The organism is bacterium (assembly GCA_017744355.1).
In the GTDB taxonomy this organism is placed as follows: domain Bacteria; phylum Cyanobacteriota; class Sericytochromatia; order S15B-MN24; family UBA4093; genus JAGIBK01.
Genome location: JAGIBK010000009.1, coordinates 82,801 through 107,435, shown reverse-complemented (window position 1 = coordinate 107,435; position 24,635 = coordinate 82,801). Strand labels below are relative to the sequence as shown.

Below are 24,635 nucleotides of genomic sequence, written 5' to 3'. Positions count from 1 at the left end.
ATCGAACACCCGAGGTTTCGATTTCGGGTGGGGAGCCGGAGCCCCGAAAGGGGGGACGGATAGGGGGCGTCACCGAAGTGGCGCTGCGGGATTTCATGACGGGCGTGTCGCCGGCAACGGGGGCGGTTCGAAGGGAAATGTCGCAGGGGGACGAGAGTCACCCTGAAGTGGGCCCGAAAGCCCACAGAGGACGTACCGGACGCGTGAGTGTCCTGCGCCGCAAGCGCACCAGTGGAGCGACACTGGAAGGCCCCTCGACCCGGGTAGGGAGACGGTCTCGCAAGAGGGAGTCGACTCGCCAGGGAGATGAACGGAGGACCTTGCCGAAAGGCAGGGGGCGCGACTGGCAACAGTCGAGGGCGGAGTCGGAAGCGGCGCTGCCGGGACCTGGAAACAGGGAAGAAGCCGTTCATTGGTCTCGCTCTTCCAGGAGTGAGCACGGGCGCACCCCGTTGAGAGTGCCACGGAGTCTGTAGCAGGCCTGCAAAGGCTGACGCCGGATTTCGGTGGGGACCCGATTGGTCCCTGAAACGTAGGTTGAGATACTTGCGAGGGAACTACGGTGGGTGTGGCGACACCCGGCGCCTCGAGCGCGCGGTCGAAGTGACGACTGAGCCGGTTTCCAAGCAGCAATCCCCCGCAGAGCGCAAGCTCGGCGGGGATTGGTGTTTTTGGGGGGTAGCGCCCTTATCTCTCGCTCGGGGGCGTTTGTTGGGGGCTCATTAAGGCATCGTTCGATTCTGGTTGACGGCAGCAAGACCGTGGGCTGGGCCTCGATAACCCTACGCGATACGGGATGTTCGAGGAGGGCGCCATGAACGTTGAAGTTCGATTCGATGCGACGGCCCAGACCGGTCCCATCCGGTCTCAAACCGGCAGCCTGAATGGAGCGGAGCCGCTACAGCCGGCGATCGCCGAAGCGACGGCCCAGCTCTCGAGCCGCCCCGACACGTCGTCGGTCACGGGCGGCCTCAAGACCCTCCAAGCCTTTGCGAGGCCCGGGGCGGCGAAGACCGTCGCCATCACCACGCTGAGCCCCGCGGAAGGCAAGCGGCTCGTGAACGAGGCCGTCAATCTCGCCTACATGGCTGCCAACCTTGGCGTGCCGGGCTCGGCCAAGGCCTACCTGGACACGACCCTCAACGCCATCAAGTTCTATAACGAGCACTTCCCCAACGATCCCGAGAAGGCGAACTACGCGCGGTTGGCGGTAGACATCGCCGTCTGGATGAAGTGGGACGCCAAGACGGCCACGGCGGAAGAACGCGCCGGGCTCCTGGCGGCGGCCGAAGTCACCAAGGCTCATCCGAAGCCCGATTACTACGTGACCATGGAGGATCCGACCCTGGTGGAGGTCTTCCACAAGCCGGTGCCGTACTCCGCGCTTAACTGGCTGCCGACCTGGCTCTTCAAGATGCTTCCCGAGTGGTTCCTGCGGTCCTTCGGAGACTCGCGCCTCTGTGGCAAGCCCGTCCGGCATCCGGTGGACCACCGGGCCCGCGCCGAGGGGCTGATCAAGCAGATCAAGGACGCCCTTTGAGACAACAAGATCCCGGGGGGCCTCGGGACCTTCGTTGAGGGGGCGCTTACAACGGCTCTATTGCCTTTCGAAGCGGCGCTCGATGCGGCGCAGCTTCTGTCCGGCTGTTGGAGCCTGGTAGGGGGTGAAGTGCGCCGTGGGCGAGGCGCAGCCGAGACGCTGGGCCAGCGCGTGGAGTTGCTGTCGTACCGCTTCTTCCACGTCGCCCTCGGCGCGAAGCTGGACTTCCAGCGTATCCGGCGCGAGCTGGAGCACGCGGTACTCGCGGATCGCGGGCGAGGCCATGAGGATGGCGCGCCGGATGAAGTCGGGGAAGACGGGCACAGGCTTTCCCCCATCCCGGGCAGGCCAGTAGCACAGGTCGTCGGAGCGGCCTTCGATGCGATCCAGGGCAGTTTGGACCGAGCCGCAGGGGCAGGGCTCTGCGCGCTCGACCAGTAGATCGTTCAGGCGATACCGCACGATGGGCTGGGTCTTGCGGGTGAAGTCCGTGATGATCGGCATGAACACCCGGCGTTCGGCATCCACCCACTCCTTCTCGAACAGCGCCATGTCCTCGTTGAGGTGCAGCGTGCCCTCGGAGCAGGTGACGGCCAGGAAGCCTTCGGTCGCCTGGTAGACCTGGTGGATCGTCTGGCCGAAGACGCCCTTCAAGAAGGCCTCATCGATGGATTCGAGGACCTCTGCGACCGAGACGATCTTGGTGGGGGCGATCGCAAGCCGCCCCTGCTGCTGGGCCTCGGCCAACAGGCGCAGCATGGAGGGTGGCGCCACGAGCAGCGTCGGCTTGAGGGCGTCGAGGCGCGAGAGGTTGTCATCGAGCGCCTCTAGCAGGTCGAAGAACTCGAAGCGCATGCGCTTGCTGCCGACCGTGGTGTAGAGGTTACTGTTGGCCCTGAGGAAGAAGGCGATGCGCTGTTTCGCCAGGATCGAGCTCGGCAGCACCTTGGCGAGGATCGTCCCGGCCCAGGCCGTGCGCTCTTCGGGGCTGACGAGGAACAGCCCCCGGTGGCCCGAGGTGCCCGACGAGAGCCCGATGGTGATCCCTTTCCAGGTCGGGGAGAACTCGCGGCTGCGCTCGGCTTCGAGCGCGATGCGGAAGCCCTCTTCCTTGCTCAGCCCCACCGTGTTGAGCGCGTCGAAGTTCGCCATCATCGCGGCTTTGTCGATGGATTCGAAGTCGCGCCAGGCGGTATCGGGCAATTCGCCCCACCGCTCGCGATAGAAGGGCGATTTCGCGCGGACCCAGGCCACGTGCTGCCGCACCCGCTGCTCTTGCCAGCGCTCCAGCGCCTCGCGGCTCTCGAAGCGGTAGCCGTGCTTGCGTTGCAGGTAGTGGGCGAGAATCTTTAGTTTTTGCATCGGGCTTGCCACGCCTCCCAGGCGTCTTGGCAGTGGGCCGGCATGATGAGCACGTCGGGCCGGGCCTGGTGGAAGTCGTGAAGGCGGCGCAGGGTGTCCAGGTAGCCCTGCCAGTCGGCGAAGATCAGGCGCGCGATCCCCATGGGCCGGCGGTGCTCCTTGAAGGCCTGGGTCTTGTAGACCGCATCCGCCACCAGGAAGACTGCGCCCTCGTCGGTCTGGACCATGAGCCCGTAGTGACCGACGGCATGGCCCGGCAGGGGGATGGCGACGACGCTCTGGTCGCCGAACAGGTCCGCGCCCCGGTTGAAGGGGGCGTAGCTTTCGCCCAGGTCACAGGAAGGCAGGTCCTCGAAGTGGGCCGAGCGCGTCTCGAAGTCGTCGGGCAGCAGGCCCCTCAAAAAGCCCGCGCGCACGGCGCTGAAGCCCGTGAGCGGGCGCATGGCGGCATAGCTTTCGCGCGAGTAGAGGTAGCGGGCCTCGGGGAAGTCCGCCACCGCCCCGACGTGGTCGGCGTGGAAGTGCGAGAGCACGACGGTCTTGATCCGCTCGTGCGGGATGCCCCGGGCGGCCAGCTGGGTGACGGCGCTCTCGTCGGATTTGAAGCTCACCGGGGTGAGCTGGGCGTAGAAGCGGTTCGGGTAGGTGGCGGTCTCCTGGTGGAAGCGCTCGGAGTAGCCGGTGTCGAAGAGGATCGCACCGTGCTCGGGGTGCTCGATGAGAGCGACCAGCGCGGGGAAGGTGCAGGGGCGCATGGGAGCACCCTGCATGATCACCCCTTCCGGGTGGATGCAGGACCCGGCGGCGAACAGGCTCAAGGAGACGGTGGCGGTGCGGCTTGGCTGCATCGGCGAAGGTCCTTTCGGGAATGCGCGCTTTTTCCGGATGTGCGAGGGTGTGTCGGATGATAGCATACGATCTTCCGGGGTGGCTGTGAGCCTTGCCGGATCGCGATGGAACGAGGAGAGGGCGATGCGGCAAGCGCTGGATGTTGTTGTGATCGGAGCGGGGCAAGCGGGACTTGCGATGGGGTATTACCTGTCGCGTCTTGGTCTGCGCTTCGTGTTGCTGGAAGCCTCTTCTGCGATCGGGCAGGTGTGGCGCGATCGCTACGATTCGCTCACCCTCTTCACGCCCTCCCAGTACAACAACTTGCCGGGGATGCCCTTCCCCAAGGCGCGCGACCTCTATCCGACCAAGGACGAGGTTGCCGATTACCTGGTGGCCTACGCCGCGCGCTTCGAGCTGCCCGTCCGCTGCGATGCTCCGGTCTCGCGCATGACGCGAACGGAGACGGGGTACCGGATCGAGGCAGGGGGCGAGGTCTTCGAGGCGCGGCAGGTCGTGGTGGCGACGGGCGCGTTTCAGCGCCCTTACGTCCCGCCGCTCGGTGCTTCGCTCTCGCCCGAGGTCTTCCAGCTCCACAGCGTGAACTACCGGAATCCGGCCCAGCTCCCGCCGGGGGACGTGCTGGTGGTGGGAGCCGGGAACTCGGGTGCTCAGATTGCCGAGGAGCTGTCTGCCACGCGCAAGGTGTACCTCTCGATCGGGCGCCGCGATCGCTACCTGCCGCAGCGCTTTTTGGGGCGCGAGATCTTCTGGTGGCTCGATGTCGTGGGCTTCCTCGAATTCCCGCGGGACACCTGGATCGGCAAGTGGCTACGCCGGCGCGACGTCCAGTTCTTCACCGACATTCCGCGCCTCGTCAGGGAGAACGGCCTGGAGCTGCTGGGTCGGACGACGAGCGTCGAGCAAGACGAGATTTCCTTCGCCGACGGGCGGCGCCTGTCCGTCAAGAACGTCGTCTGGGCGACCGGCTTCCAGCCCGATTACGGCTGGCTGGAGCTTCCGATCTTCGACGAGCGGGGGCGACCCCTGCATCAGCGGGGCGTCACCAGCGCGGAGGGGCTCTACTTCCTCGGGCTGCCTTGGCAGTACCGGCGCAGCTCTGCCTTGATCGGCGGCGTGGGCCGGGACGCGGAGTTCCTGGCGCAGCGGATCGAGGAATACCTTGGCCTTGCTGCGGAAAGGGTCAGCTCTTGAGGCCTTCGGTCTCCTGCCACCAGGTGACGAAGGCTTCCAGGCCCTCGTCCACGCTCACTCGCGGGACGTAGCCAAGCAGGTCGCGGGCTGCCGAGATGTCGAGGGTCTGGCTCTTGGCGAGCACGCCCACCGAGTAGCGGGTCAAGAGCGGTTCCTTGCCGCCGAGTAGCGTGGCCGAGACGAGCTCCATGGCCCCGGCGAGGCCGTAGGCCACCGCGTAAGGGATGGGTCGCGGGCGATACGGCATTTCGAGCCGCGCGAAGAGCTTCTCCAGGATGGCATGCAGCCGTACGGGCTCGCCGTTGGTGATGTTGTACTTGCGCCCCAGGGCTTCGGGCCTCGCGTCGCGGCCCAGGATGAGGGCGTCCACCACGTTGTCCACGTAGGTGATGTCGATGAGCGGGCTTTCGCTGCCGAACAGGGGCAGCGACCCCTTGCGGTTGGCGCGGATGAGGCGGGGCAGGATGGTGGTGTCGCCCGGCCCGAAGAGGGCGCGCGGCCGGAAGGTGATGGTTTCGAGCCCCTGCCGGTGGGCCTCGTCCACGATGTCCTCGGCCATGCGCTTGGTCGTGGCGTAGGCGTTGACGCTCTTGGCGGGCAAGGGGTCGTGCTCGGCGATCTGGTGGCGATCGCGAAAGTCGAAGTAGAGGCTCGGCGTCGAGACGTGGACCAGGCGCCGCACGCCGTGCGCCCGGCAGCTCTCGGTCACGTGCCGGGTGCCCAGCACGTTGGCGCGGTGGAACTCCTCGTACCGTCCCCAGGGGCTGGAGAGCGCCCCCGAGTGGAAGACGACCTCCTGGCCGTGACAGGCCTCGGAAACCCGCTCGGCGTCGGCCAGGTCGGCGCGGAAAAAGCGTGCCCCCTGGGCTTCCAGTTGCTTCCCGATGGCTTCGTTGCGGCCGAGGACCGTGACTTGCGCGCCCTCCGAAAGCAAGCGCAGCGCGAGGCGCTGGCCGAGAAAGCCGGTGCCGCCGGTGACCAAGACGTTCATGCGTCCTCTCCGTTCCACTCGATGTCCCACGTGGACGCTTCGAGAAGCGAGATCCCCTCGCGGCGGCTCGTGCGCCACAGCTCCGCCAGGGCCGTCATCTGGCCGAGCGCGGGCAATGGATCCTTCCAGTCGAAGAGGATCTCGCGCGAGGTGATGATGGCCTTGCCCCAGGCGCCGAGCTGACGGAGCGATCGCACCGAGGGCAGGCCGTAGAGGCCCATGGCGAGGCTCAGCATGGCCGCGCGCTTCGCTTGGGGCCGCAGGGGCTCGCTCGCCTCGCCGAAGAACGCCCCGTCGAGGCGATCCTTCGGCCGGAAGAGGTGGACGCCACTGGTGGCGCGAGGGTTGCACTCAAGGGGATACAGCTCGCCCTCGGACGTCTCGATGAAGTCGAAGGCGATCTGGCCGGTGTAGCCGAGGGCTGCTACCAGGCGCGAGACCCAGGCCTCGATGCGCGGGTGCGCGATCGCCTGGAAGTGGATGGTCGCGCCCTGCCCCGCCGTGAAGATCGAGGGGTAGACGGCGTGCGCCGTGAGGCGCCCTTCGCGGGCCACGCCATAGGTGCAGTAGGGAGTGCCTGCGATGAAGCGCTGGGCCACCCAGGGCTCCTGGGGGCTGGGCCGGGGCAGGTCTCGGGTGTCCTCACCCGCCGTGTAGAACCGCACCTTGGCGGCGAAGCGCGAAAAGACCGGCTTGAAGACCAGGCGCTCGCCTGCTGCCAGCGGCCCGATCACGTCGAGGACGTCCTCGGGGGCCTGAAGGCGCCATGTCTCGGGGGTAAGGAAGTCCAGCCCTTCGAGCAGCTTGATGAAGTCCCACTTGCTGTGCAGCACCCGCAGCTGCTCCAGGGACGGCGCGAAGACCTGGGCGTGTTCGCTGAGCGTCTTGCGGCCCCATGCGACGTGGAAGACCTCCTCGCAGGTGGGGATCAAGTAATCGATGCGCTGGCGCACGAGGATGTCCGCGAGGGCTGCGATGAAGCCCGCGCGGTCCTCGCGGGGCGAGGGCACCTCGAAGCTCGACGTCACGGCCCGCGAGTGGCGGCACAGGTGCGCGCGCAGGCTCTCGGCGACGAAGACCTCGTGGCCGGCTGCACGCATGAGCCGCGCAAGCTCCAGGGTCGCGGGTGCGCGGCCGCCGGTCAAAAGCAGGCGACGGCGCTTCTGCTTTGAAGTGGCCTTAGTATTCAAGCACCAGGCCCCCCAGCGAGAGGCCCGCCGAGGTGCCCAGGAGCAGGAGGTGGTCGCCCCGCTGGACCTCGCCCCGGGTGATGGCCTCGTGCAGCCCGAGGGGGATGGAGGCCGCGATGGTGTTGCCGTGGCGCTGGGCGTGCATGTAGAAGCGGCCCGAGACCCCCAGCCGCTTCTCCATGAGCTTCATGGCAGGCAGGCTCGCCTGGTGCGGGATCACCCACTTCATCGCGTCGAGGCGGGTGCCGCTCTCCTGCATCACCTTGGCGACGAAGTCGGGCAAGAGCTGCGCGCTGAGCTTGAAGACGGCCTTGCCGTCCATCTTGAAGTAGAAGAGGTCCCGGATCTCCTCGGTGTAGGTCAAAGGATGGTGCTTGGAGCCGCCCCCCACGATCTCGGAGAGGTGAGCGCCCGAGCTGTAGGTTTCGAGGCGCGCGCCGAGGATCTTCGAGCTCTGGTGGGGCTCGGCGAGGCCAATCACCACGGCGGCCGCGGCGTCCCCGAAGATGGCGGCGCTCTCCTTGTCCTGCCAGTCGAGCCCCACCGAGGCGATGTCGGTCGAGACGATGAGGATCCGGCGGTAGCGGCCCGCCGCGACCAGGTAGGACATGGTGTCGAGGGCGACCACGAAGCTCAGGCAGGTCGAGTCGATGTCGAAGGAGGGCAGGCCCGAGTGCTCAAGGCCGAGTGCCTGCTGGATCAGGGCGGCGGTGCAGGGGATCCCCTGTTCGGCGGTGCCGCTCGCGCAGACCAGGCAATCGATGTCGTCGAGGGTGAGGCCCGCCGCTTCGAGGGCTGCGCGCGCGGCCTTGGCGCCCATCTGCGAGGAGGGCTCGCCGTCGGCGAAGTGGCGCGTGAGCACGCCCGTCTTGGCCTGGACCCAGCCCGGCGAGACGCCCAGCATCTGGTCGATGTCCGAGGCGCTCAAGACCCGTTTTGGCAGGTATTTGCCGGTGCCGAGAATCCTAATCGGGCGTTGTTGCATCACGAGAAACCCTTCATGCGGTGGAGTGGCGCGCCATGACGTAATAAACCCCTGCTCTGCACGGGTGAAACTTGGTGGCTACCTGGTCTGCTATAATGCTCGCGTGCCGAAACCCAAGACTTTCCAGCGCCGCCTCAAGAGCCAGGCCGAGATCCTCTCCGCCTTCGTGTCCGCCTTCGGGCGGACGCTGATCGCGCGCAACCAGCAAGCGCTCGACCACGAGCGGCTGGCCGAGATCGCCGAGGGGGCCATGCGGATCTGGGCCCACAACGTTTGTCTGTACTTCGACGACGACGTGGTGCTCAGGCTCAAGGACTTCGTCGCCGATCTCCAGGTGCAGGATCCGGCCACCCCCTTCATCCCCGAGCTCAAGGACTCCTACGTCATCCACATCCGCGAGGGCCAGATCCGCCTGAGCGCCGCGAGCCTGGAGGCGCTCCTGTCGCGCTACATCCTGCCCGCCGCGGGCTCGCCCCTCAAGGACGCGCGCCTCTCGCTCTCGGGCGATCGCCTGATCCTGCGCGCCAAGGTCCGCAAATTCGGCCTCGAGGTGCCCATCACCATGGAGAGCGAGGTGAGCGTGGGCTCCGAGGGGATGATCGAGCTCTTGCCGCAGCGGCTCGCCGTCTCGCAGGTCGGCATCGGCGGCATGATCAAGCTCTTCAACCTGGAGCTCGATCGCCTGCTCGAGATGCCGGCGGACGCCCTCTTGAGCGTCTCGGGCAACCAGATCACCATCGATCCGGCGGGGATCTTCCCCTCGCCCAGGGCGATCGGCCGCCCCACCGCGGTCCGGATCGAGCGTGGCGAGCTGGTCCTCTCCTATTCGAGCCCCACGCCCAGCGAGGCCGCCCCCCTGCTCGATCCCCACGCCCCCAACTACATGGTCTGCATGGGCCACGATCTGCTCGTCGGCAAGATGATGATGCACGACGCCCACTTCCAGATCGTGAACCAGGAGCCCGCCGCGCACCTGGATTTCTCGCTCGACCACTACCGCTCGCAGCTGGCTGCGGGCAGCAGCTCGCTGCACGCCGGCGACCAGCTGCTCGTGCGCCTGCCCAACCTGAAACCCACCAAGCGTGGCGGGACCGCCCCGCTTTAACAGGCGACTTAACGCAAGTTTTGCCTAAGCTTACTTAGGCTTTAGGCTCTCGGCCGCAACTCCCTTCGATCGCCTGGCGATATCTCTCTTGTGTTGAGGGCGCACGCAGCGCCGCGGAGGAGAGAGTCCATGCATCGGATGATTCGCCAGACCTGCTCGCTGATCCTGGCTGCCGTCTCCTTCGGCCTCACCGGCTGCGGCCGCGACGTGATGGCCCCGACCACCACCAACTTCATCGCCAAGAAGGCCCCCGCCGCCCAGGCCCCCGCCCAGGGCGGGGCTGCCCTCGGCGCGCTGCCCACCGTGACGCTGCCCCAGGACCAGGGCCTTGCGGCTGACTTCGGCGACGCCTCGATCATCGCTTCCATCCCCGGCGCAGGGGCGACCCTCGACTCCGAGGCCCCTGGGGATGCCACCGCCGACGGCGCCGACTTCACCCTCAGCCGCCCCATGGCCGTCCGCAACCAGATCATCGTGCAGGTCAAGCCCGGTGCCGCCTACCAGGTGGCCCGCTTCACCGAAGAGAGCGGCTCGCGCGTCGTCCAGAGCATCGACGTGGGCACCACCTTCCAGGTCGTCACCCTGCCGAGCGGCATGAGCGTCGCCGATGGGATGGCCAAGTACGGCAAGGCGAGCGGCGTGAGCGCCGTCATGCCCAACCGCATCTACGGCGTCACTGCCTCGGCCGCCGAGCCTAACGACCCCTTCTTCGACAAGCAGTGGGGCGCCGACAAGATCGATGCGCCCGAAGCCTGGGCCAAGAACGTCGATGGGAGCGGCATGACCGTCGCCGTCCTCGACACCGGCGTGGACTACCGTCACCCCGAGTTCGGCAACCGCGTCATCCGCGGCTGGAACTTCGCCGACAACACCGCCGACGTGATGGATCGCTTCGGCCACGGCACCCACGTGGCGGGCATCATCGGCGCTTCGGGCAACAACGGCGTGGGCGTGGCGGGTGTGGCTTGGAACTCCAAGATCCTCGCGGTCAAGGTCCTCGGCGACAACGGTCAGGGCTCGACGGCCGCCGTCATCAGCGGCATCCGCTACGCCGCCGACATGGGCGTCAAGATCATCAACCTGAGCCTCGGCTCGCCCGACACCACCGTCGACCCCGCGCTCTCGACCGCCATCGCCTACGCCAACGCCAAGGGCTGCCTGGTCATCGCCGCGGCCGGCAACAACCACGGCGAGGTCGGCTCGCCCGCCAACGACCCCGGCGCGCTCGCCGTCAGCTCGACCTCCAAGTTCCTCTTCTGGGAGTACATGTCCTGGTTCTCGAACCACGGCAACAAGATCGAGGTCTCGGCCCCCGGCGGCAGCATCTACTCGACCCTTCCCCTCGACGCCAACAAGACCGGCGCCACCGGCTACGGCAAGCTCTCGGGCACCTCGATGGCCGCCCCCTTCGTCTCGGGCGAGGCGGCGCTCATCTGGGCCAAGCACCCCAACTGGACGGCCCAGCAGGTCCGCAACGCGATCACCAGCACCGTGGACCACAAGGGCAGCTCGGGCCGCAACGCCCGCTACGGCTACGGCCGCATCAACCTCGCCAAGGCGCTCGCGCTCTAAGCGACCACCCACACAAGACGAAGGGGGCGGATTTTCCGCCCCCTTCGTCGTTCGTCTTTTAAGAGAGATAGCCCTTGGTGCGGAGCTTGGCCTCGTGGTGCGCGAGGAGCGTCTGCAGATCGACGCCGTGCTGCTCTTCGAGCACGTACATCATGGTGGCCGCCGTCTGGGCCACGTCCAAGAGCTCACTTGCGACCAGTCCCAGGGCCTCGTGCTCGCTGAGGGTCGTCGCCTCGCCCGAGAGGCCGCGGAGCTTGCCGATGGCCTGGGCGAGCTCGCCGGCCTCCTCCATCAGCTTGAGGGCCGTGGATTCGAGGGACGGACGCAAGCCGTCGAGTTTTGGGAAGCTGAGGGCGCGGCGGGTGGTGGTCATGGCCCCATGCTAGCACGGCTAGAGCATCTAACGAAACCAGGCATGTGAAGACGACTGGCTGCCTTGGGCAGCTTGAAGGAACAGATTCGTTAGATGCTCTTAGCCTGCTCGCCGCCTTTCAAGGGCCTCTCGGAGTGGTTAAATGATGCCGTGACGCATCCTTGGGGGTGCCGCCTGTCGCCGCAGGAGCCGCCATGGCCGCAGGGAATGATGGAAGGGGCCGGGATGGGCCGAATCCCTGGCTTCAGCGATACTGGCCCCTGGTGCTGATGCTGTGCCTGGGCGTTTTGCTCTCGTCGCTGCTCGCATGGCGGGTCGCTGCCTGGCAGCGCGATCGCGACCGCCTGATCTTCGAGCGTCGGGCGAGCGACGTGGCGGGCACCATCCGCGGCACCATGCGGGCCTACGAGGAGGTCCTGCTCAGCGTCCGGGCCCTCTTTGCCGCCTCTCACGACATCTCCCGGCGCGACTTCAGCCTCTTCACGGCCGATACCCTGGATCGCCTGCCCGGTATCCTGAGCCTCGTCTGGCTCCCGCGGGTGCCCGGGAATCAGCGGGATGCCTTCATCGCGGGGGTTCGGCGCGAGGGGCTTCCTGACTACCACTTCTGGCGGTGGGCTCCCGATGGGCGCCAGGAAGCGGTGCCGCCGCAGGCCGAGTACTTCCCCGTGCTGTACGCCGTCCCCGAGCCCCTCAAGCGGACGCTGCTAGGTTACTGCGACGTCCTTCCCGATCGCGTGCAGGCGCTCACGCGCGCGCGGGAGACCGGGCAGCTCGCGGTGTCGAACCTCTCGCCGTTGCGCTTGCAGGGGATGCGTCCGGGGGTCCTGATGTCGCTGGCGATCTACGCGCCGAACCCCCGCCCCGCGACCGTCCAGGCTCGCAGGGAGCAAACCATGGGCTTCGCCATGGCCGCGTTCTCCTTCGAGCGCCTGTTTACCGATGCGCTTCGCCAGACGGACCTCGATGGCCTGCGCTTTCGCCTGCTCGACGAGACGGCCCCGCCCGAGGTCCGTCTGCTCTATGCGAGCAAGGGGGACGATGGGCGCTCGGAGGCGGCCATCCAGGCGGGCGAGCACTGGCAGCGCAGCCAGATGATCGGGGGCCATCGCTGGACCTTCCTCTTCTATCCCGCCGACGCGCCCGCGCCCTGGGGCGGTTGGCTGACGCTGGTGGGCGGCTTTGCGGTCACGGGCCTCTCGTGCCTCTACCTCCACGCCCTCTTGAGCCGGACCGCCAAGATCGAGGCGACCGTCGTCCAGCGCACTCAAGAGCTCTCGACGGCCGAGCGAGCGCTCAGGGAGAGCGAGAACAAGCTCCGTGCCATCATCGACCACACGACGGACCTCATCTACGTCAAGGATCTCGAAGGGCGCTACTTGCTGGTCAATCCCGCTCTGGCGGCGCTGATGGGGTTCTCGCCCGAGGAGATCCTCGGCAGGGACGATCGGGCCTTCGTCGGCAAGGAGACTGCGGCCTGGCTGATGGAGAAGGATGCCGCCATCATGCGCGCGGGTGGAGTCTCGACCGGCGAAGAGCCCCTTACCTTCAAGGACGGCAAGCCGCGGCTTTTCTTGTCGACCAAGTTTCCCTTCGTCTCGCCCGAGGGCAAAACCCTTGGCCTGATCGGGATCAGCCGGGACATCACCGATTATCGGCGATCGCTCGACGACATGGCGCGGCGCACCTCCGAACTCGAGCAGACCAAAGAGCTCTCGCGTCTCAAGGACCACTTCCTCTCCACCCTCTCGCACGAGATGAAGACGCCCCTCTCCTTGATCGTGGGCTACGGCGAGCTCCTGCAAGACAAGTACCAGAACGACCCCCTCATCACAGGCCTGATGGACGGCTGTCGTCGCCTGACCGAGCACATCAACACCATCCTCGACTACAGCGCCCTGCTCTCGGGGAGCCTGCCCCTGTACTGGACCGAGGTGGACCTCTCGGAGGTGATCGCGCAGGCCTACTCGCTGGTCGAGAAGGACTTCGAGGCCAAGGGCCTGCGCTGGGAGCGCGAAATCGATCCTACGACGCCGCCGGTGTGGGGCGACTTTCGGCGCATCACCCAGATCCTGCGCGAGCTGCTCGACAATGCCCGCAAGTTCACCCCGCCCGGCGGGACGGTGGGGATCCACGTTTCGCCGGAAGGGCAGATGGTACGGCTCGAGGTCTGGGACACCGGCCAGGGCATCCCCCCCGAGGCGCACGACCGGATCTGGGCCGCCTTCACCCAGATCGAGACCGAGGACGCGGCGCGCTCCGGCGGGCTGGGGCTCGGCCTCACCATCGTCAAGCAACTCGTCGAATTGCACCGGGGGAGCGTGAGCATGGCCTGCCGGCCGAGCGAGGGGTGCCGGTTCTCGGTCCTCTTGCCCACGCGGCCCCCGGGCGAATAGCGGACTCGTGTTGACAGCTTCGGGGCGAGTGGTTAGGTTGGAGGCCTCGCCCCATCAGAAAGGACCCTTTCTCCCATGGAAAACCTCACCCAGCTCGGCAAGCCCACCCGCTTCCCCCAGTCGCCCGAGGAGGCCAAGCTCGAGAGCTTCCCCAATACCCACCCCGGCCGCGACTACCTGATCCAGTTCACCTGCCCCGAGTTCACGGCCTTCTGCCCCATCACGGGCCAGCCCGACTTCGCCGAGATCCGGATCGAGTACACGCCGGACGAGCTGTGCGTCGAGCTCAAGAGCCTCAAGCTCTACCTGGGCGCCTTCCGCAACGTCGGCATCTTCCACGAGAACATCACCAATCGCATCCTGGATGACCTGGTCGCGCTGCTTTCGCCCCGCTACATGCAGGTGGTGGGGGACTTCACCGTCCGCGGCGGCATCAAGACCGTCGTGACCGCTACTCACCGCAAGTAGTAGAGGAGGGCGCCATGCGCCAGTGGTTGACTCTGGGGCTGCTCATGGCCTTGCTGCCGGCGTGCGCCGGGGCGGGGATCTTTCAAAAGGAGGCCTCGGTGCGCTTCAGCACGCGCGCGGACGCGGTGGTGATCACCCAGCGTCACACCACGGGCACGGTGGGCCCTCAGTACTTCCACGAGGACACCCTCGTCATCCACGGCGACGGCACCTGGCAAGCGATCCGCGTCTACCCCTACGCCACCCCCGAGCGCCGCGAGGCCCTCGGCACGGGCGTTCTCTCGCCGGATCGCCTCAAGGCCCTGGTGGACGTGGCCGCTTCGCAGCCGCGGTTCTTGGACCTGCCCGCCTCGTCGAGCGACGAGACCGTCGGGAGCGGCACGCGGCGGATCGATCTGGCCCTCGAGACGGGGACCCATTCGGTCGCGGTCGTGGGGCGCGGCCCGGAGGCTTTCGAGCGCTTCGACCGGGCGATCACGGCCGAGACCATGCCCCTGAACCCATGAGCGGTCGCCCGCGAACCCGTCGGTTCGCGGGCGTCTTCTTTTGGGTCGTTTGTCATCGCCGCTGAACGAGGAGAACCTCTCCGTGCCTGAACGTCGCTTCGCCGCTCTCTCCCTCCAAACGCACGCCTGGGCCCTTTACGACTTCGCGAACACCTTCTTCGCGATGAACATGCTCTCCTTGTACTTCGCCCTCTGGGTGACCAAGGACATGGGCGCGCCCGATCTGGCCTACTCGATGGCTCTTTCCGCCTCGCTCTTGGCCGTCGCGGTGGCTTCGCCCGCCTTCGGGGCCCTCTCGGATCGGCTCGGCAAGCGCACCCCCTTCGTCGCGGCCTTCACGGTGCTCTGCTGTCTCTGCACGGCGCTGCTCACTCCCTTGATCGGGCTGCTGGGACACCAGGCCCTGGTGCCGGCCCTGGTCCTGTTCGCCGTCGCCGTGTTCGGCTATAACCTCGCCCAGGTCTTCTACAACGCGCAGCTTCCCGAGCTGGCCCCGCCCGAGCGCCTGGGCCGGATCTCGGGCTACGGCACGGCCATCGGCTACGTGGGCTCGTTCGTCGGGATGCTCCTCGTCATGCCCTTCGTGACGGGCAAGATCCTCGCCTGGCAGACGCCGATCCCGGGGGGCGGCAACGTGGGGGCCTTCGTGCCCACCGCCCTCTTCTTCATGCTCTTCGCGCTGCCCCATCACTTCTTGGTGCGCGATCGCGCGAAACCCAACCCCACGGCGACCCAGGGGAGCCACTGGGGGCGTCTCACGGAAACCTGGCGCGCCGCGCGGGGGATTCCCGGCATGGTGCCGTACCTGTTCGCCAACCTCCTCTTCTTCGACGCCCTGAACACGGTCATCGGCTTCATGGCGGTCTACGCGGTCAAAGTCGTGGGCTTCAACGAGCAAAAGCAGGAGGTCCAATTGGTCCTTTTGCTGGCGACCCTTTTCGCGGTCCTCGGCTCGTGGGCCTGGGGGCGCTTGGTCGATCGCCTGGGGGCCAAGCGTACCTTGTCTCTGAACCTCGTATGGTGGATGCTCTCCCTTGCGGGGGTCATCCTGGTGCGCGACAAAGTGGTCTTCGCCTGGGTGCTGGGCCCTGCGGTCGGCATCGCCATGGGAGGCACCTGGACCGCATCGCGGGCCCTGCTGTCACGTCTGGCGCCCCCCGAGCGCCAGGCCGAGTTCTTCGGGCTCTACTCGCTGGCGGGCAAGTTCGCCGCCATCCTGGGGCCCATGACCTGGGGGCTCATCACCTATGCCTTTTCGAGCCAGCCCATCCTGAAGTACCAGCTTGCGATCGCTGCTCAGCTCGTCTTTGTGCTCGCGGGGGCCGTGCTCCTGCGCCGCGTCCCGGAACCCACCTCGCTGGGCGGACTCCGCCGTGCTTTGGAGGTGTAGCGCATGTTTCGGCTCACCGTCGATGAGGAGCTCGAGCTTCGCTTGCTGGAGCCCCGCCATGCCCCGGAGCTCTTCGCCCTGGTCGAGGCCCATCGGGCCCATATCCGCGAATGGGTGCGCACGCCGGCAAGCTTGATGAGCGTCGAGGACGCCCATACTTACATCGAGCGATCGCTCAAGGCTTTCGCGGTGCAGGACGGCTTGCTCGTGGGGCTCTGGCACCAAGAGCGGCTCGTCGGCGAGATCCTGCGCTTTCGGACGAACTGGATCGAGCGGAGCACGGAGCTCGCTTACTGGCTGGCTGATACGTACCAGGGGCGCGGCTTCATGACCCGCGCGTGCCGGGCCGTCATTCACCACGCATTCACCGAGCTGGGCCTGAACCGGGTCGAGATCCGATGCGCGACGGGGAACCGTCGCAGCCGGGGGATCCCCGAGCGCCTCGGCTTTTCGCACGAGGGCACCATCCGCGACGCCCAGTGGATCCAGGATCGCTTCGTCGATCACGCCGTCTATGGCCTGCTTGCCAGGGAGTGGGGCGCGCCTCCTCACAGCGCGAGCGCATAGTCGGCCAGGGCTTCGATGAAGGCCGGGTCGTGGGAGACGAACACCATGGTGCCCGGGTACTGCGCGAGGGTCGCTTCGAGGGCCTCGCGTGCATCCAGGTCCAGGTGGTTGGTCGGCTCGTCCAAGAGCAAGAGGTTCGCGCCGCTCAGCAGGAGCCTCGCGAGGGCGACCTTGCCCCGCTCGCCGGGGCTCATGGTCCGGATGGGGCGTTCGACGTGCGTGGCGCCGACCCGCAGGCATGCGAGCAGGGTTCGCACCCAGCTTACGTCCGGGTGGACCGCCAGACACAGCGCGAGCGGACTCTCGTCGGGGTCGAGGTTCTCCGCCTCCTGGGCGTAGTAGCCGATCACGACCCCGCTGCCGTGCGTCATGCGGCCCGCGTCAGGGGCGACGAGCCCCTGCATCAGGCGTAGCAGCGTCGTCTTGCCCGTCCCGTTGGGCCCGGTGATGGCCCAGCGCTCCCCGCGCTGGATGGTGAGCCCGAGATCCTCGAAGAGGGGCTGATCCCCGTAGCCCTTCGAGACGCCTTCGAGCTCCAGCACGATGTCCCCGGCGCGCGGCACGTTCGGGAAGGTGAGCGTCGGGATGGGGGCCTCGATCCGCGGCTTCTCGGCGTGGGGCTCGCGGGTGACGCGATCGCGCAGGATGCGGGCCGTTCGCTGGATCCGCGCGGCCATGGCCCCGTAGAAGTCCTTGCTCAGCCGGGCCTCCGGCGGCGCCTTGTCGACCTTGGCGGCCAGGCGCTGGCGCTCCTGGGCGGCGCGCTCGGCTGCTGCTGCTCTGCGCTGCTGCGCCTCGTAGCGCTCCCAGGCCTGGCGTTCGAACAGGGCGCGCTGCTCCCGGTAGAAGGCGTAATCGCCCTCGTGGACGCTCAGAGTGCCGTTGCGCAGCTCGAAGGTGCGGCGCGCGGCACGGCTGAGCAGGACCCGCTCGTGGGAGACCAGGACGTAGGCCGTGGAAAGGCGGTTCAGGTAGCCTTCGAGCCAGGCGCGGGCCTCGCCGTCCAGGTGGTTGGTCGGCTCGTCGATGAGCAGGAGGTCGGCGGGCGTCAGCAAGAGCTTCGCCAGCTCCACCCGCGTGCGCTGGCCGCTCGAAAGCTGCCCCACCGCAAGCGCCTGGGCAGTCGGCTCGATCCCGAGCCCGCTCAGGACGCGCTCGGCTTCGGCTTCCATGGCATAGCCGCCTTCGTCCTCGTACTCGGCGAGGGCGTCCGCGTAGGCCAGGGCGGCCTCAGGGTCGTCGAGTTGCTCGCTCAGCGCTTGTAGCTGTGCGTGCAGCGCCCCGATGCGCGGTGCTGCCGTGAGGACGTGGGCGAGCACCAGGCGATCCGCCGGGGCGGTGGAGGCCTGCGGCAGGTGAGCTACCGTGAGGCCTGGCTGGCGCGCGATGTTGCCGGCCGTCGGCTGCAAGGCGCCGGTCATGAGGCCGAACAGGGTCGACTTGCCGGCCCCGTTGGGGCCGACCAGGGCGATGCGATCGCCGGGACGGATGTCGAAAGTGACTTTGGAAAAAAGCGGGAGGACCTGCTGAGGGTGGCCAAACGCCACCCCGGAAAATTGAAGCAAGCTCATTCGTGCACTCCACCGAAAACATCCCGGGCCGAAGGCCAGGGGATGCGGGGTTGGGAGACCAGGAATGGCTTTGCTTACATTTTGTCCGAGGGACCTCCGAAATAAGGGGTTTGCCTACTTAACCCCTAGAAGTGGCGATTTGTCAAGCCCTTGGAGTCGAAGGCATCCAGTTGCCCGATTTCAGGCGATCGCCGTCGGCGGCCCACTTGCCGAACTGCGCGGGAGGCACGAGGCGATCGCCCCGCCGCAGCTTGCGGCAGCGGATCGCGCCCTCGCGGGTCTGGACGAGGATGCCCGAGGCGTTGACCGAGAGGACCGTGCCGGGGCTTGCGCCCTGGCGGCCTTCCTCGGCGCTCGCTTCGAGCACGGCGAGCCGCTCGCCGCGCGCGATCAGGAAGGCCCCCGGGTAGGGGCTGCAGGCACGGATGGTTTGCAGGATCTGCGCGTTGTCGGCGCGCCAGTCGAGTTGCCCCTCGCGCAGCGAGAAGAAGGGAGCGGGCGTGACCTCGCCCGTCTGGGCCCGCGGGTAAAGGCTGCCCTCCTGGAGGCCTGCGAGGGCTTCGAGCAGCGCGGCGGGGGCCGCCTTCGCCAGGCGCCGGATCAGGCGCTGGGCGTTGTCATCCGGCTGGATGGGGTGCAGGTGCTGCAGCAGGATCGGCCCGGTGTCCACGGTCTCTTCGAGCAGGTGGACGGTGAGGCCCGTCTCCTCGTCGCCGGCCCAGATGGCGCGGCTCGCGGGGGCAGGCCCCCGGTGGCGCGGCAGGAGCGAGGGGTGGACGTTGATCCCGCCGTAGGTGGCGATGTCGAGCACCTCGGGGGGCAGGACCTTGTCGAAGCTCGCAACCACCAAGAGGTCCGGCGCGAGGGCTTCGAGCTTGCGCGTCACGGCGGGATCGCGCAGGGTCTTGGGCGTCAGCACCGGTACGCGGTGGCGCTTGGCGATCTCGGCGACGCCCGGCGGCGTCTTGCGGCCGAAGAGACGCTGCAAGAACGAGCGCTTGGGAGGAGCCAGGGTGACGACCCCGGCCACCGTATAGCCGGCCGAGAGGAGGGCCGAGAGGCAGGCCTCGCCCATGACGTCCACGCCGAAGAAGAGGATGCGCATCGACAATCAAATTTCCTTGGGAACGGGCGGGTTGGCCTCGCGCAGGGTGAAGCGCTGCTCGCCGCAGATGGAGGTCCAGTCGCAGCCCACGCAGACCTTGGCCATCAGTTCGGCGTGGTGGTCGTGGATGTAGGCCATGGTCGGCTCGAGTGCCACCACCTCGCCCTCGCTCCAGCCCATGGCTTCGAGCAGGCGGCGATCGCGCGCCCCGATCGAGGCCTGGTAGCGGCAGCTCGTGTCCTCGTTCGGGTCCTGAAGGTTGGGGCAGGCCCGGCAGAGCGGGTCCGCCACGCTGATCGCCTGGGCGTGGGAGTAGACCCCGTCGCGCAGCGCATGCCAGACCCGGTTCATGTTGGTCACGAAGTCGGGAGAGTAGCCCTTGCCCTGGTAGGTGGTGACGCACATGAGGTGATGAGCGCGCAGGGGCAGGGTTTGGACGGGGAGCTCGTGCATGCCTCTATGCTACCACTCTTCGAATTCTCAGCGAATCCTCAGGAGCCTCTCAGCCCCCTCTGGGTTTCGCGCGCTAAGTTAAAACCATCGAGACGGGGGCGAGCGCCCCCGGCCAACCAGTAGAGGAGTTCAACCCCATGAGCATCCGCGTCAAGCCTTTCCTCATCGCCCTCTCGACCGTCGCCGCCCTCGGCGCAGGTGCCGCCATGGCCGCCGAGCAGCCTGCTGCGACCGGCACGACCGCGAAGCCCGCCGTGACGAGCAAGGCCGCCCCCGCCAAGAAGTCGACCCACGCCAAGCCCGCTCCCAAGGCGCATGCCAAGCATCGCGCCATGAAGAAGTAGCCTCCCCCCGCGGGGCGGTCCCTGGTAAGATGGGGCCGCCCTTTTCTGTTTTGCGGGAGCGATCGCCATGGACGCCGGGTCCCAGCTCCAGAAGGCCCGTATCCTCATCATCGAGGACGAGCCCGACATCGCCGAGTTCATTGCCGCCGAGCTGCGCTTCGAGGGCTTCGAGGTGCGGGTGGAGGCCGACGGCGCGCGGGGGCTGCTCGCCGTCCGGCAGGAGCACCCGGACCTCGTGATCCTCGATCGGATGCTGCCCGGCATGGACGGGCTTGAGCTGTGCAAGCGCTTGCGCCGCGCCTCGGACATCCCCATCCTCATGCTCACCGCTCGCGGCGACGTGGCCGATCGGATCGAGGGCCTCAACAGCGGCGCCAACGATTACCTGCCAAAGCCCTTCGACCTGGATGAGCTGCTCGCGCGCGTCAACGCCCAGCTCCGCGCCCACCGCCCTGCTGTCCGGCACTACTTCGAGGTGGGCGATCTGAGCCTCGATCTCGAGAGCCGGGAGGTGCGCCGAGGATCCGAGGAGATCGCCCTGACCCCCAAGGAGTTCGACCTGCTCGCCTACCTCATGCAGCATGCCCGGCAGGTCAGGACCCGCGAGCAGCTCCTCCAGGCGGTCTGGGGCTACGACTTCGAGGGCGAGGACAACGTGCTCGAGGTCTACATCCGCTACTTGCGCAACAAGATCGAGCGCGAGGGGCTGCCCAAGCTGATCCACACGGTGCGCGGGGTCGGCTACGTGCTCAAGGAGCGTGACGGCCATTGAGCATCCGCCTGCGCCTCACCCTGCTCTTCGTCGCGCTGCTCGCGGCGGTGGGCCTTGCGCGCAGCATCGCGGTCCTGGAGGGCCTCTCGACCACCCTGCGCGGCATCGCCCTCAGCGACGCGCACAGCCGGATCCGACAGGTGAGAGACTACCTGGCTCTGCGCCATGCCGAAGAGCACCGCATGGGGCGCAAGCTGCACCTCGATCGGCCCGAGTCGCTGCCGCGCGCCTTCTCGGACGATGGCATGCTGTTGCAGCTCACGGCCCCCGACGGCCGGATCCTCAATCGCAGCGCCAACTTGCGCGATTCAAGCCTGCCGCTCCCGTCGCAGCCGGGGAGCATGGAGGTGTTCCTCTCGCTGACGGGTACCGCGTCGGAGCACCTGCTCCTGGTATCTGAACCTTTGCGCCTGGGGCATCACGGCCCGACCAGCTGGATCCAGGCGGCCTACCCGCTCGATGCCCTCGACCGCACCATGCACCGCATGACCCTGGTCGAGTTCGGAGTGGCCCTGGGGGCGATCGCCCTGGCCTTCGGCATCGGCTACTTCTTCGCGGGGCGGGCCCTGTCGCCGGTCGCCTCCATCACCGCCCAGGTGGGGCGCCTGACCCGGCAGGACCTGCACCGCCGACTGGCGGTGGGCAAGCCCCCCTACGACGAGATCGATCGCCTCACCCTCACCTTCAACGGCCTCTTCGACCGCCTCGAAGAGAGCTTCGAGGCCCAGCGGCGCTTCGTGGCGGACGCCTCGCACGAGCTGCGCAGCCCCCTGACGGCCATCCATGGCCACTTACAGCTGATCCAGCGCCGGGGAGACGCGAACCCCGAGCAGGCGAAGGTCTGGCTCGAGACCGCCTCGCGTGAGGTGGGGCGCTTGATCCGGCTGGTCAACGAGCTTCTGGATCTGGCGAGGGCCGAGGGGCAGGCGCTGATCGTCGCGCCGGCGCCGGTGGAGCTCGGGGCCCTCGCGCGCGAGGTGGTCCTTCAGCTCCAGGTGCTCGCGCCGCGGATCCAGGCGGAGGTGCCCGAGCCGCTCTGGGTGAAGGGCGATGAGGATCGCCTGCGCCAGGTGCTGATCAACCTGGTGGACAACGCCGTGCGCGCCACCCGGGACGGCGGCAGCGTGCGAGTTTCAGTCCGGCGCGAGCAGGAGGCGGCGCTCGTCACGGTCGAAGACACCGGCTGCGGCATCCCGCCCGAGCGGCTCGAGCGGATCTTCGATCGCTTCTACCGCCTGGATGCCGCGCGGGGCCGGGAGCGCGGCGGCGCGGGCCTGGGTCTCGCCATTGCCCAGGCCATCGTGCGGGCCCACGGGGGAGAGATCGCAGTCGAGAGCGTCGTGGGGCAGGGAACGCGCTTTGCCGTGAGGCTGCCGCTGGGCTGAGGGTCGCCTGCCGAAAGCGCGTGCCGGGTGGTATCATGGCGCTCTTATGGCAATGGACGAGAAAACCCTGAAAATGCTCGAGTGGCCCCGCGTCGTGGAGCTGCTCGCCGAACGCGCCACCACCGAGGCCGGTAAGGATCGCTGCAAGGCGATCGAGATTCACACCGACTTGGACGCCGTCTCCCACGCGCTGCGCCTGACCACCGAGGCCAAGGACCTGCTGCGCGAGACCCAGACCTTCCCCATGGGCGGTCTCCAGGATCTGCGCGGCGCCATCCGCCGCCTGGACCAGGGCGCGGACCTCGACGGCCACGAGCTGACGGCGATCGCCCACACCCTGGTCGCTGCTCGCCGCCTCAAGAGCTTCCTTTCCGACCACGACGAGGAGTTCCCGGCGCTCGCTGAGCTGGCCGTGCCGATCGTGCCCCTGCCCAAGCTGACCGACGAGATCTTGCGCTGCTTCGACCCGTCTGGCGAGGTGGCCGACCACGCGAGCCCCGAGCTCGGCGTCATCCGCCGCAAGCTGCACGAGGCCCAGGGCGAGATCCGCACCCGGCTCCAGCGCATGCTGCGATCGCACGCGAGTGCGCTGCAGGAGACGATCATCACCATGCGCGGCGAGCGCTTCGTCCTGCCTGTGCGCGCGGACGCCAAGGGCCAGGTGCCGGGCATCGTCCACGACCAGTCCTCGACCGGCATGACCCTCTTCATCGAGCCCATGGCGGTGCTCGACCTCAACAACCAGGTCGCCAAGGCCCACCTGGACGAGCGGGACGAAATCGCCCGGATCCTCGCGCGCCTGACCCAGCTGGTCTCGGCCAACAGCGAGGAGATCCGCTGGACCCTCGAGGCCATCGCCGAGATCGACTTCACCTACGCCAAGGCGCGCCTCTCCATGGCCCTCGACGGCCACCATCCTCGCCTCGACCGCGAGGGCGCGACGGTCCTGTACGGCGCGCGCCACCCCTTGCTCGTCGCGCGGGGCCTCGACCCCGAGGCCAAGCCCGCCAAGGTCGTCCCCATCGACGTGAGCGTGGGCGATCGCCACCAGGTGGTCGTCATCACCGGCCCCAACACCGGCGGCAAGACCGTCACCCTCAAGACCCTGGGCCTGGTCACCCTCATGACCCAGGCGGGCCTGCACCCGCCGGTCGCGCCCGGCTCCCAGGTGGCGGTGTTCCGCAAGGTCTTCGCCGACATCGGCGACGAGCAGAGCCTCCAGCAGAACCTCTCGACCTTCTCCGGGCACATGCGCAACATCATCCGGATCACCACCTACGCCGACCATCGGACGCTGGTGCTCCTGGACGAGCTGGGCGCGGGCACCGATCCCCAGGAAGGGGCAGCACTCGCTCGGGCCCTCATCGACGTCTTCATCGAGCGTGGCAGCCGGCTGGTGGCGACCACCCACTACGGCGAGCTGAAGCTCTTGGCCTACGAGCGCTCCGGCATCATCAACGCCTCGGTGGAGTTCGACGTCAAGAGCCTCTCGCCGACCTACCGCCTCTTGATGGGCGTGCCGGGCCAGTCCAACGCGATCACCATCGCCTCGGCCCTCGGCCTGCCGCCGGTGGTGGCATCCTCGGCCAAGGAGTACCTGCGCCGCGGCAAGGACGACGCCGCCGAGGTCATCTCGCGCCTTGAAGCCGAGCAGCATGCCGCGGCGGTCGCGCGTGCCGACGCGGATCGCAAGCTCGCCGAGGCCGAGCGGATGCGCGCTGAGTACGAGGCCAAGCTCGCTAACTGGGCGCAGGAGCGCAAGGACCTGCGCGAGAAGGCCCGCGAGACCCTCAACCAGGAGCTCGAGGGCGCCCGCTCGGAGATCGCCGCGGTCACCCGCGAGCTGCAAGGCGTTCGGACGGCCCAGACCGCCCAGAAGGCCCACGACCGGATCAGCAAGCTCAAGCACCGCATGCAGAAGCCTGAGCGCCCCTCCAACGCGGTCAACCCGCGCACCCTCTTGGTGGGCGATCGCGTCTTCTTGCCGCGCCTCAACCAGACCGGGATCGTCCAGGCCCTGCCGGACTCCGGCGGCGAGGTCGTGCTCCAGATCGGGATCATGAAGGTGACCGCCAAGCTCGCCGAGTTGCAGATCGAGCCCAAGGGCGGCGGCAAGGCTACCAAGCCCGCGAGCGGCAAGCCGGCTGCGATGGAGCCTCAGACCTTCAAGCCCTCCAAGAAGGCGGGACGCGGGGGCGGCGAGGAGCCCGGCCGTCAGGCCGGCATGGAACTTGATCTCCGCGGCATGATGGTCCACGAGGCGATCGTCGAGCTGGACAACTTCCTCGACACGGCCATGGAGGCCGATCTCAAGAGCGTCTGGATCATCCACGGCGGTGGCACCGGCGCCCTGCGCAAGGGGATCCGCGAGCACCTGCGGACCAGTCCTTACGCCGCCTCGTTCCGATCGGGCGGGCACGGCGAGGGCGGTGACGGGGTCACGGTCGTCCAGCTCGCCTAGAGCGTCTCAATCCGGTTAGGCCTGGGTTAATCCGAGCCATGGCCTTCTTGCACGAC

22 protein-coding genes are annotated in these 24,635 nt (G+C 67.8%); 13 read left to right on the top strand and 9 right to left on the bottom strand.

Annotated features, from left to right (window positions below; genetic code table 11):
* Window positions 1–814: 814 nt before the first annotated feature.
* Window positions 815–1,540 carry a hypothetical protein gene (locus J7643_18630; GenBank protein MBO9542608.1) on the top strand — a complete coding sequence of 242 codons (726 nt, stop codon included), beginning with the start codon at window positions 815–817 and terminating at the stop codon, window positions 1,538–1,540.
* Between the two features lie 57 nt (window positions 1,541–1,597).
* On the opposite strand, the gene J7643_18625 is transcribed toward J7643_18630, so the two are convergent.
* Together J7643_18625 and J7643_18620 are read right to left on the bottom strand one after the other, a co-directional pair.
* Window positions 1,598–2,902 carry an adenylate cyclase gene (locus J7643_18625; GenBank protein MBO9542607.1) on the bottom strand — a complete coding sequence of 435 codons (1,305 nt, stop codon included), beginning with the start codon at window positions 2,900–2,902 and terminating at the stop codon, window positions 1,598–1,600.
* On the bottom strand, window positions 2,890–3,750 hold the full coding sequence (locus tag J7643_18620; protein MBO9542606.1) for an MBL fold metallo-hydrolase: 861 nt from the start codon (window positions 3,748–3,750) through the stop codon (window positions 2,890–2,892). The genes J7643_18625 and J7643_18620 overlap by 13 nt, the downstream gene beginning before the upstream one ends.
* A gap of 124 nt (window positions 3,751–3,874) precedes the next feature.
* On the opposite strand from J7643_18620, the gene J7643_18615 reads away from it, so the two are divergent.
* Window positions 3,875–4,945, top strand: coding sequence for an NAD(P)-binding domain-containing protein (locus J7643_18615; GenBank protein ID MBO9542605.1), 1,071 nt, complete (start codon window positions 3,875–3,877; stop codon window positions 4,943–4,945).
* Here the strand turns inward: J7643_18615 and J7643_18610 are convergent.
* Genes J7643_18610 through J7643_18600 form a run of 3 tightly spaced genes read right to left on the bottom strand, consistent with a single transcriptional unit; the run spans window position 4,935 to window position 8,111 of the window.
* Window positions 4,935–5,936, bottom strand: coding sequence for an SDR family NAD(P)-dependent oxidoreductase (locus J7643_18610; protein ID MBO9542604.1), 1,002 nt, complete (start codon window positions 5,934–5,936; stop codon window positions 4,935–4,937). The genes J7643_18615 and J7643_18610 overlap by 11 nt on opposite strands.
* On the bottom strand, window positions 5,933–7,126 hold the full coding sequence (locus tag J7643_18605) for an ATP-grasp domain-containing protein (protein MBO9542603.1): 1,194 nt from the start codon (window positions 7,124–7,126) through the stop codon (window positions 5,933–5,935). Before J7643_18605 ends, J7643_18610 begins: the two co-directional genes overlap by 4 nt.
* Window positions 7,116–8,111: a beta-ketoacyl-ACP synthase III gene (locus J7643_18600; protein MBO9542602.1), complete on the bottom strand. Its 996-nt coding sequence runs from the start codon at window positions 8,109–8,111 to the stop codon at window positions 7,116–7,118. Before J7643_18600 ends, J7643_18605 begins: the two co-directional genes overlap by 11 nt.
* Before the next feature lie 103 nt (window positions 8,112–8,214).
* Here J7643_18600 and J7643_18595 point away from each other — a divergent pair, with 103 nt between their 5' ends.
* Both J7643_18595 and J7643_18590 read left to right on the top strand, forming a co-directional pair.
* Entirely contained in the window at window positions 8,215–9,216 is a 1,002-nt protein-coding gene (locus tag J7643_18595) for a hypothetical protein (GenBank protein MBO9542601.1), read from the top strand.
* 129 nt (window positions 9,217–9,345) lie between these two features.
* Window positions 9,346–10,788, top strand: a complete 1,443-nt coding sequence (locus J7643_18590; GenBank protein ID MBO9542600.1) for a S8 family serine peptidase — start codon at window positions 9,346–9,348, stop codon at window positions 10,786–10,788.
* 58 nt (window positions 10,789–10,846) lie between these two features.
* On the opposite strand, the gene J7643_18585 is transcribed toward J7643_18590, so the two are convergent.
* Entirely contained in the window at window positions 10,847–11,161 is a 315-nt protein-coding gene (locus J7643_18585; GenBank protein ID MBO9542599.1) for a MazG-like family protein, read from the bottom strand.
* Window positions 11,162–11,355: 194 nt separating this feature from the next.
* Here J7643_18585 and J7643_18580 point away from each other — a divergent pair, with 194 nt between their 5' ends.
* From J7643_18580 to J7643_18560, 5 genes are all read left to right on the top strand, one after another.
* Window positions 11,356–13,557, top strand: coding sequence for a CHASE domain-containing protein (locus J7643_18580; protein MBO9542598.1), 2,202 nt, complete (start codon window positions 11,356–11,358; stop codon window positions 13,555–13,557).
* A 75-nt stretch (window positions 13,558–13,632) separates the two neighbouring features.
* Window positions 13,633–14,025 (top strand): NADPH-dependent 7-cyano-7-deazaguanine reductase QueF, encoded by a 393-nt coding sequence (gene queF, locus J7643_18575; GenBank protein MBO9542597.1) that lies wholly within the window; start codon window positions 13,633–13,635, stop codon window positions 14,023–14,025.
* A 14-nt stretch (window positions 14,026–14,039) separates the two neighbouring features.
* Window positions 14,040–14,531: a hypothetical protein gene (locus J7643_18570; protein MBO9542596.1), complete on the top strand. Its 492-nt coding sequence runs from the start codon at window positions 14,040–14,042 to the stop codon at window positions 14,529–14,531.
* A gap of 82 nt (window positions 14,532–14,613) precedes the next feature.
* Window positions 14,614–15,921: an MFS transporter gene (locus tag J7643_18565; protein MBO9542595.1), complete on the top strand. Its 1,308-nt coding sequence runs from the start codon at window positions 14,614–14,616 to the stop codon at window positions 15,919–15,921.
* A 3-nt stretch (window positions 15,922–15,924) separates the two neighbouring features.
* Window positions 15,925–16,488, top strand: coding sequence for a GNAT family N-acetyltransferase (locus J7643_18560; GenBank protein ID MBO9542594.1), 564 nt, complete (start codon window positions 15,925–15,927; stop codon window positions 16,486–16,488).
* On the opposite strand, the gene J7643_18555 is transcribed toward J7643_18560, so the two are convergent.
* The 3 genes from J7643_18555 to J7643_18545 all read right to left on the bottom strand — a co-directional run bounded on the left by J7643_18555 (window position 16,470) and on the right by J7643_18545 (window position 19,617).
* Complete coding sequence (locus tag J7643_18555) at window positions 16,470–18,059, bottom strand: ABC-F family ATP-binding cassette domain-containing protein (protein MBO9542593.1); 1,590 nt, start codon at window positions 18,057–18,059, stop codon at window positions 16,470–16,472. The two genes, J7643_18560 and J7643_18555, sit on opposite strands and share 19 nt — an antisense overlap.
* A gap of 142 nt (window positions 18,060–18,201) precedes the next feature.
* Window positions 18,202–19,170, bottom strand: a complete 969-nt coding sequence (gene fmt, locus J7643_18550) for a methionyl-tRNA formyltransferase (protein MBO9542592.1) — start codon at window positions 19,168–19,170, stop codon at window positions 18,202–18,204.
* Window positions 19,171–19,617: a DUF1284 domain-containing protein gene (locus J7643_18545; protein ID MBO9542591.1), complete on the bottom strand. Its 447-nt coding sequence runs from the start codon at window positions 19,615–19,617 to the stop codon at window positions 19,171–19,173.
* 137 nt (window positions 19,618–19,754) lie between these two features.
* Here J7643_18545 and J7643_18540 point away from each other — a divergent pair, with 137 nt between their 5' ends.
* The 4 genes from J7643_18540 to J7643_18525 all read left to right on the top strand — a co-directional run bounded on the left by J7643_18540 (window position 19,755) and on the right by J7643_18525 (window position 24,579).
* Window positions 19,755–19,961 (top strand): hypothetical protein, encoded by a 207-nt coding sequence (locus J7643_18540; GenBank protein MBO9542590.1) that lies wholly within the window; start codon window positions 19,755–19,757, stop codon window positions 19,959–19,961.
* Between the two features lie 67 nt (window positions 19,962–20,028).
* Window positions 20,029–20,733 (top strand): response regulator transcription factor, encoded by a 705-nt coding sequence (locus J7643_18535; GenBank protein MBO9542589.1) that lies wholly within the window; start codon window positions 20,029–20,031, stop codon window positions 20,731–20,733.
* Entirely contained in the window at window positions 20,730–22,118 is a 1,389-nt protein-coding gene (locus J7643_18530) for a HAMP domain-containing protein (protein ID MBO9542588.1), read from the top strand. Before J7643_18535 ends, J7643_18530 begins: the two co-directional genes overlap by 4 nt.
* 73 nt (window positions 22,119–22,191) lie before the next feature.
* Entirely contained in the window at window positions 22,192–24,579 is a 2,388-nt protein-coding gene (locus J7643_18525) for an endonuclease MutS2 (GenBank protein ID MBO9542587.1), read from the top strand.
* Window positions 24,580–24,635 lie beyond the last annotated feature (56 nt).

Excerpts from the sequence above, each read along its gene's own strand:
- J7643_18630 (MBO9542608.1), top strand. The coding sequence starts at position 815 with ATGAACGTTGAAGTTCGATTCGATGCGACGGCCCAGACCGGTCCCATC.
- J7643_18625 (MBO9542607.1), bottom strand. The coding sequence starts at position 2,902 with ATGCAAAAACTAAAGATTCTCGCCCACTACCTGCAACGCAAGCACGGC.
- J7643_18620 (MBO9542606.1), bottom strand. The coding sequence starts at position 3,750 with ATGCAGCCAAGCCGCACCGCCACCGTCTCCTTGAGCCTGTTCGCCGCC.
- J7643_18615 (MBO9542605.1), top strand. The coding sequence starts at position 3,875 with ATGCGGCAAGCGCTGGATGTTGTTGTGATCGGAGCGGGGCAAGCGGGA.
- J7643_18610 (MBO9542604.1), bottom strand. The coding sequence starts at position 5,936 with ATGAACGTCTTGGTCACCGGCGGCACCGGCTTTCTCGGCCAGCGCCTC.
- J7643_18600 (MBO9542602.1), bottom strand. The coding sequence starts at position 8,111 with ATGCAACAACGCCCGATTAGGATTCTCGGCACCGGCAAATACCTGCCA.
- J7643_18590 (MBO9542600.1), top strand. The coding sequence starts at position 9,346 with ATGCATCGGATGATTCGCCAGACCTGCTCGCTGATCCTGGCTGCCGTC.
- J7643_18585 (MBO9542599.1), bottom strand. The coding sequence starts at position 11,161 with ATGACCACCACCCGCCGCGCCCTCAGCTTCCCAAAACTCGACGGCTTG.
- J7643_18580 (MBO9542598.1), top strand. The coding sequence starts at position 11,356 with ATGGCCGCAGGGAATGATGGAAGGGGCCGGGATGGGCCGAATCCCTGG.
- queF (MBO9542597.1), top strand. The coding sequence starts at position 13,633 with ATGGAAAACCTCACCCAGCTCGGCAAGCCCACCCGCTTCCCCCAGTCG.
- J7643_18570 (MBO9542596.1), top strand. The coding sequence starts at position 14,040 with ATGCGCCAGTGGTTGACTCTGGGGCTGCTCATGGCCTTGCTGCCGGCG.
- J7643_18560 (MBO9542594.1), top strand. The coding sequence starts at position 15,925 with ATGTTTCGGCTCACCGTCGATGAGGAGCTCGAGCTTCGCTTGCTGGAG.
- J7643_18555 (MBO9542593.1), bottom strand. The coding sequence starts at position 18,059 with ATGAGCTTGCTTCAATTTTCCGGGGTGGCGTTTGGCCACCCTCAGCAG.
- J7643_18545 (MBO9542591.1), bottom strand. The coding sequence starts at position 19,617 with ATGCACGAGCTCCCCGTCCAAACCCTGCCCCTGCGCGCTCATCACCTC.
- J7643_18540 (MBO9542590.1), top strand. The coding sequence starts at position 19,755 with ATGAGCATCCGCGTCAAGCCTTTCCTCATCGCCCTCTCGACCGTCGCC.
- J7643_18535 (MBO9542589.1), top strand. The coding sequence starts at position 20,029 with ATGGACGCCGGGTCCCAGCTCCAGAAGGCCCGTATCCTCATCATCGAG.
- J7643_18525 (MBO9542587.1), top strand. The coding sequence starts at position 22,192 with ATGCTCGAGTGGCCCCGCGTCGTGGAGCTGCTCGCCGAACGCGCCACC.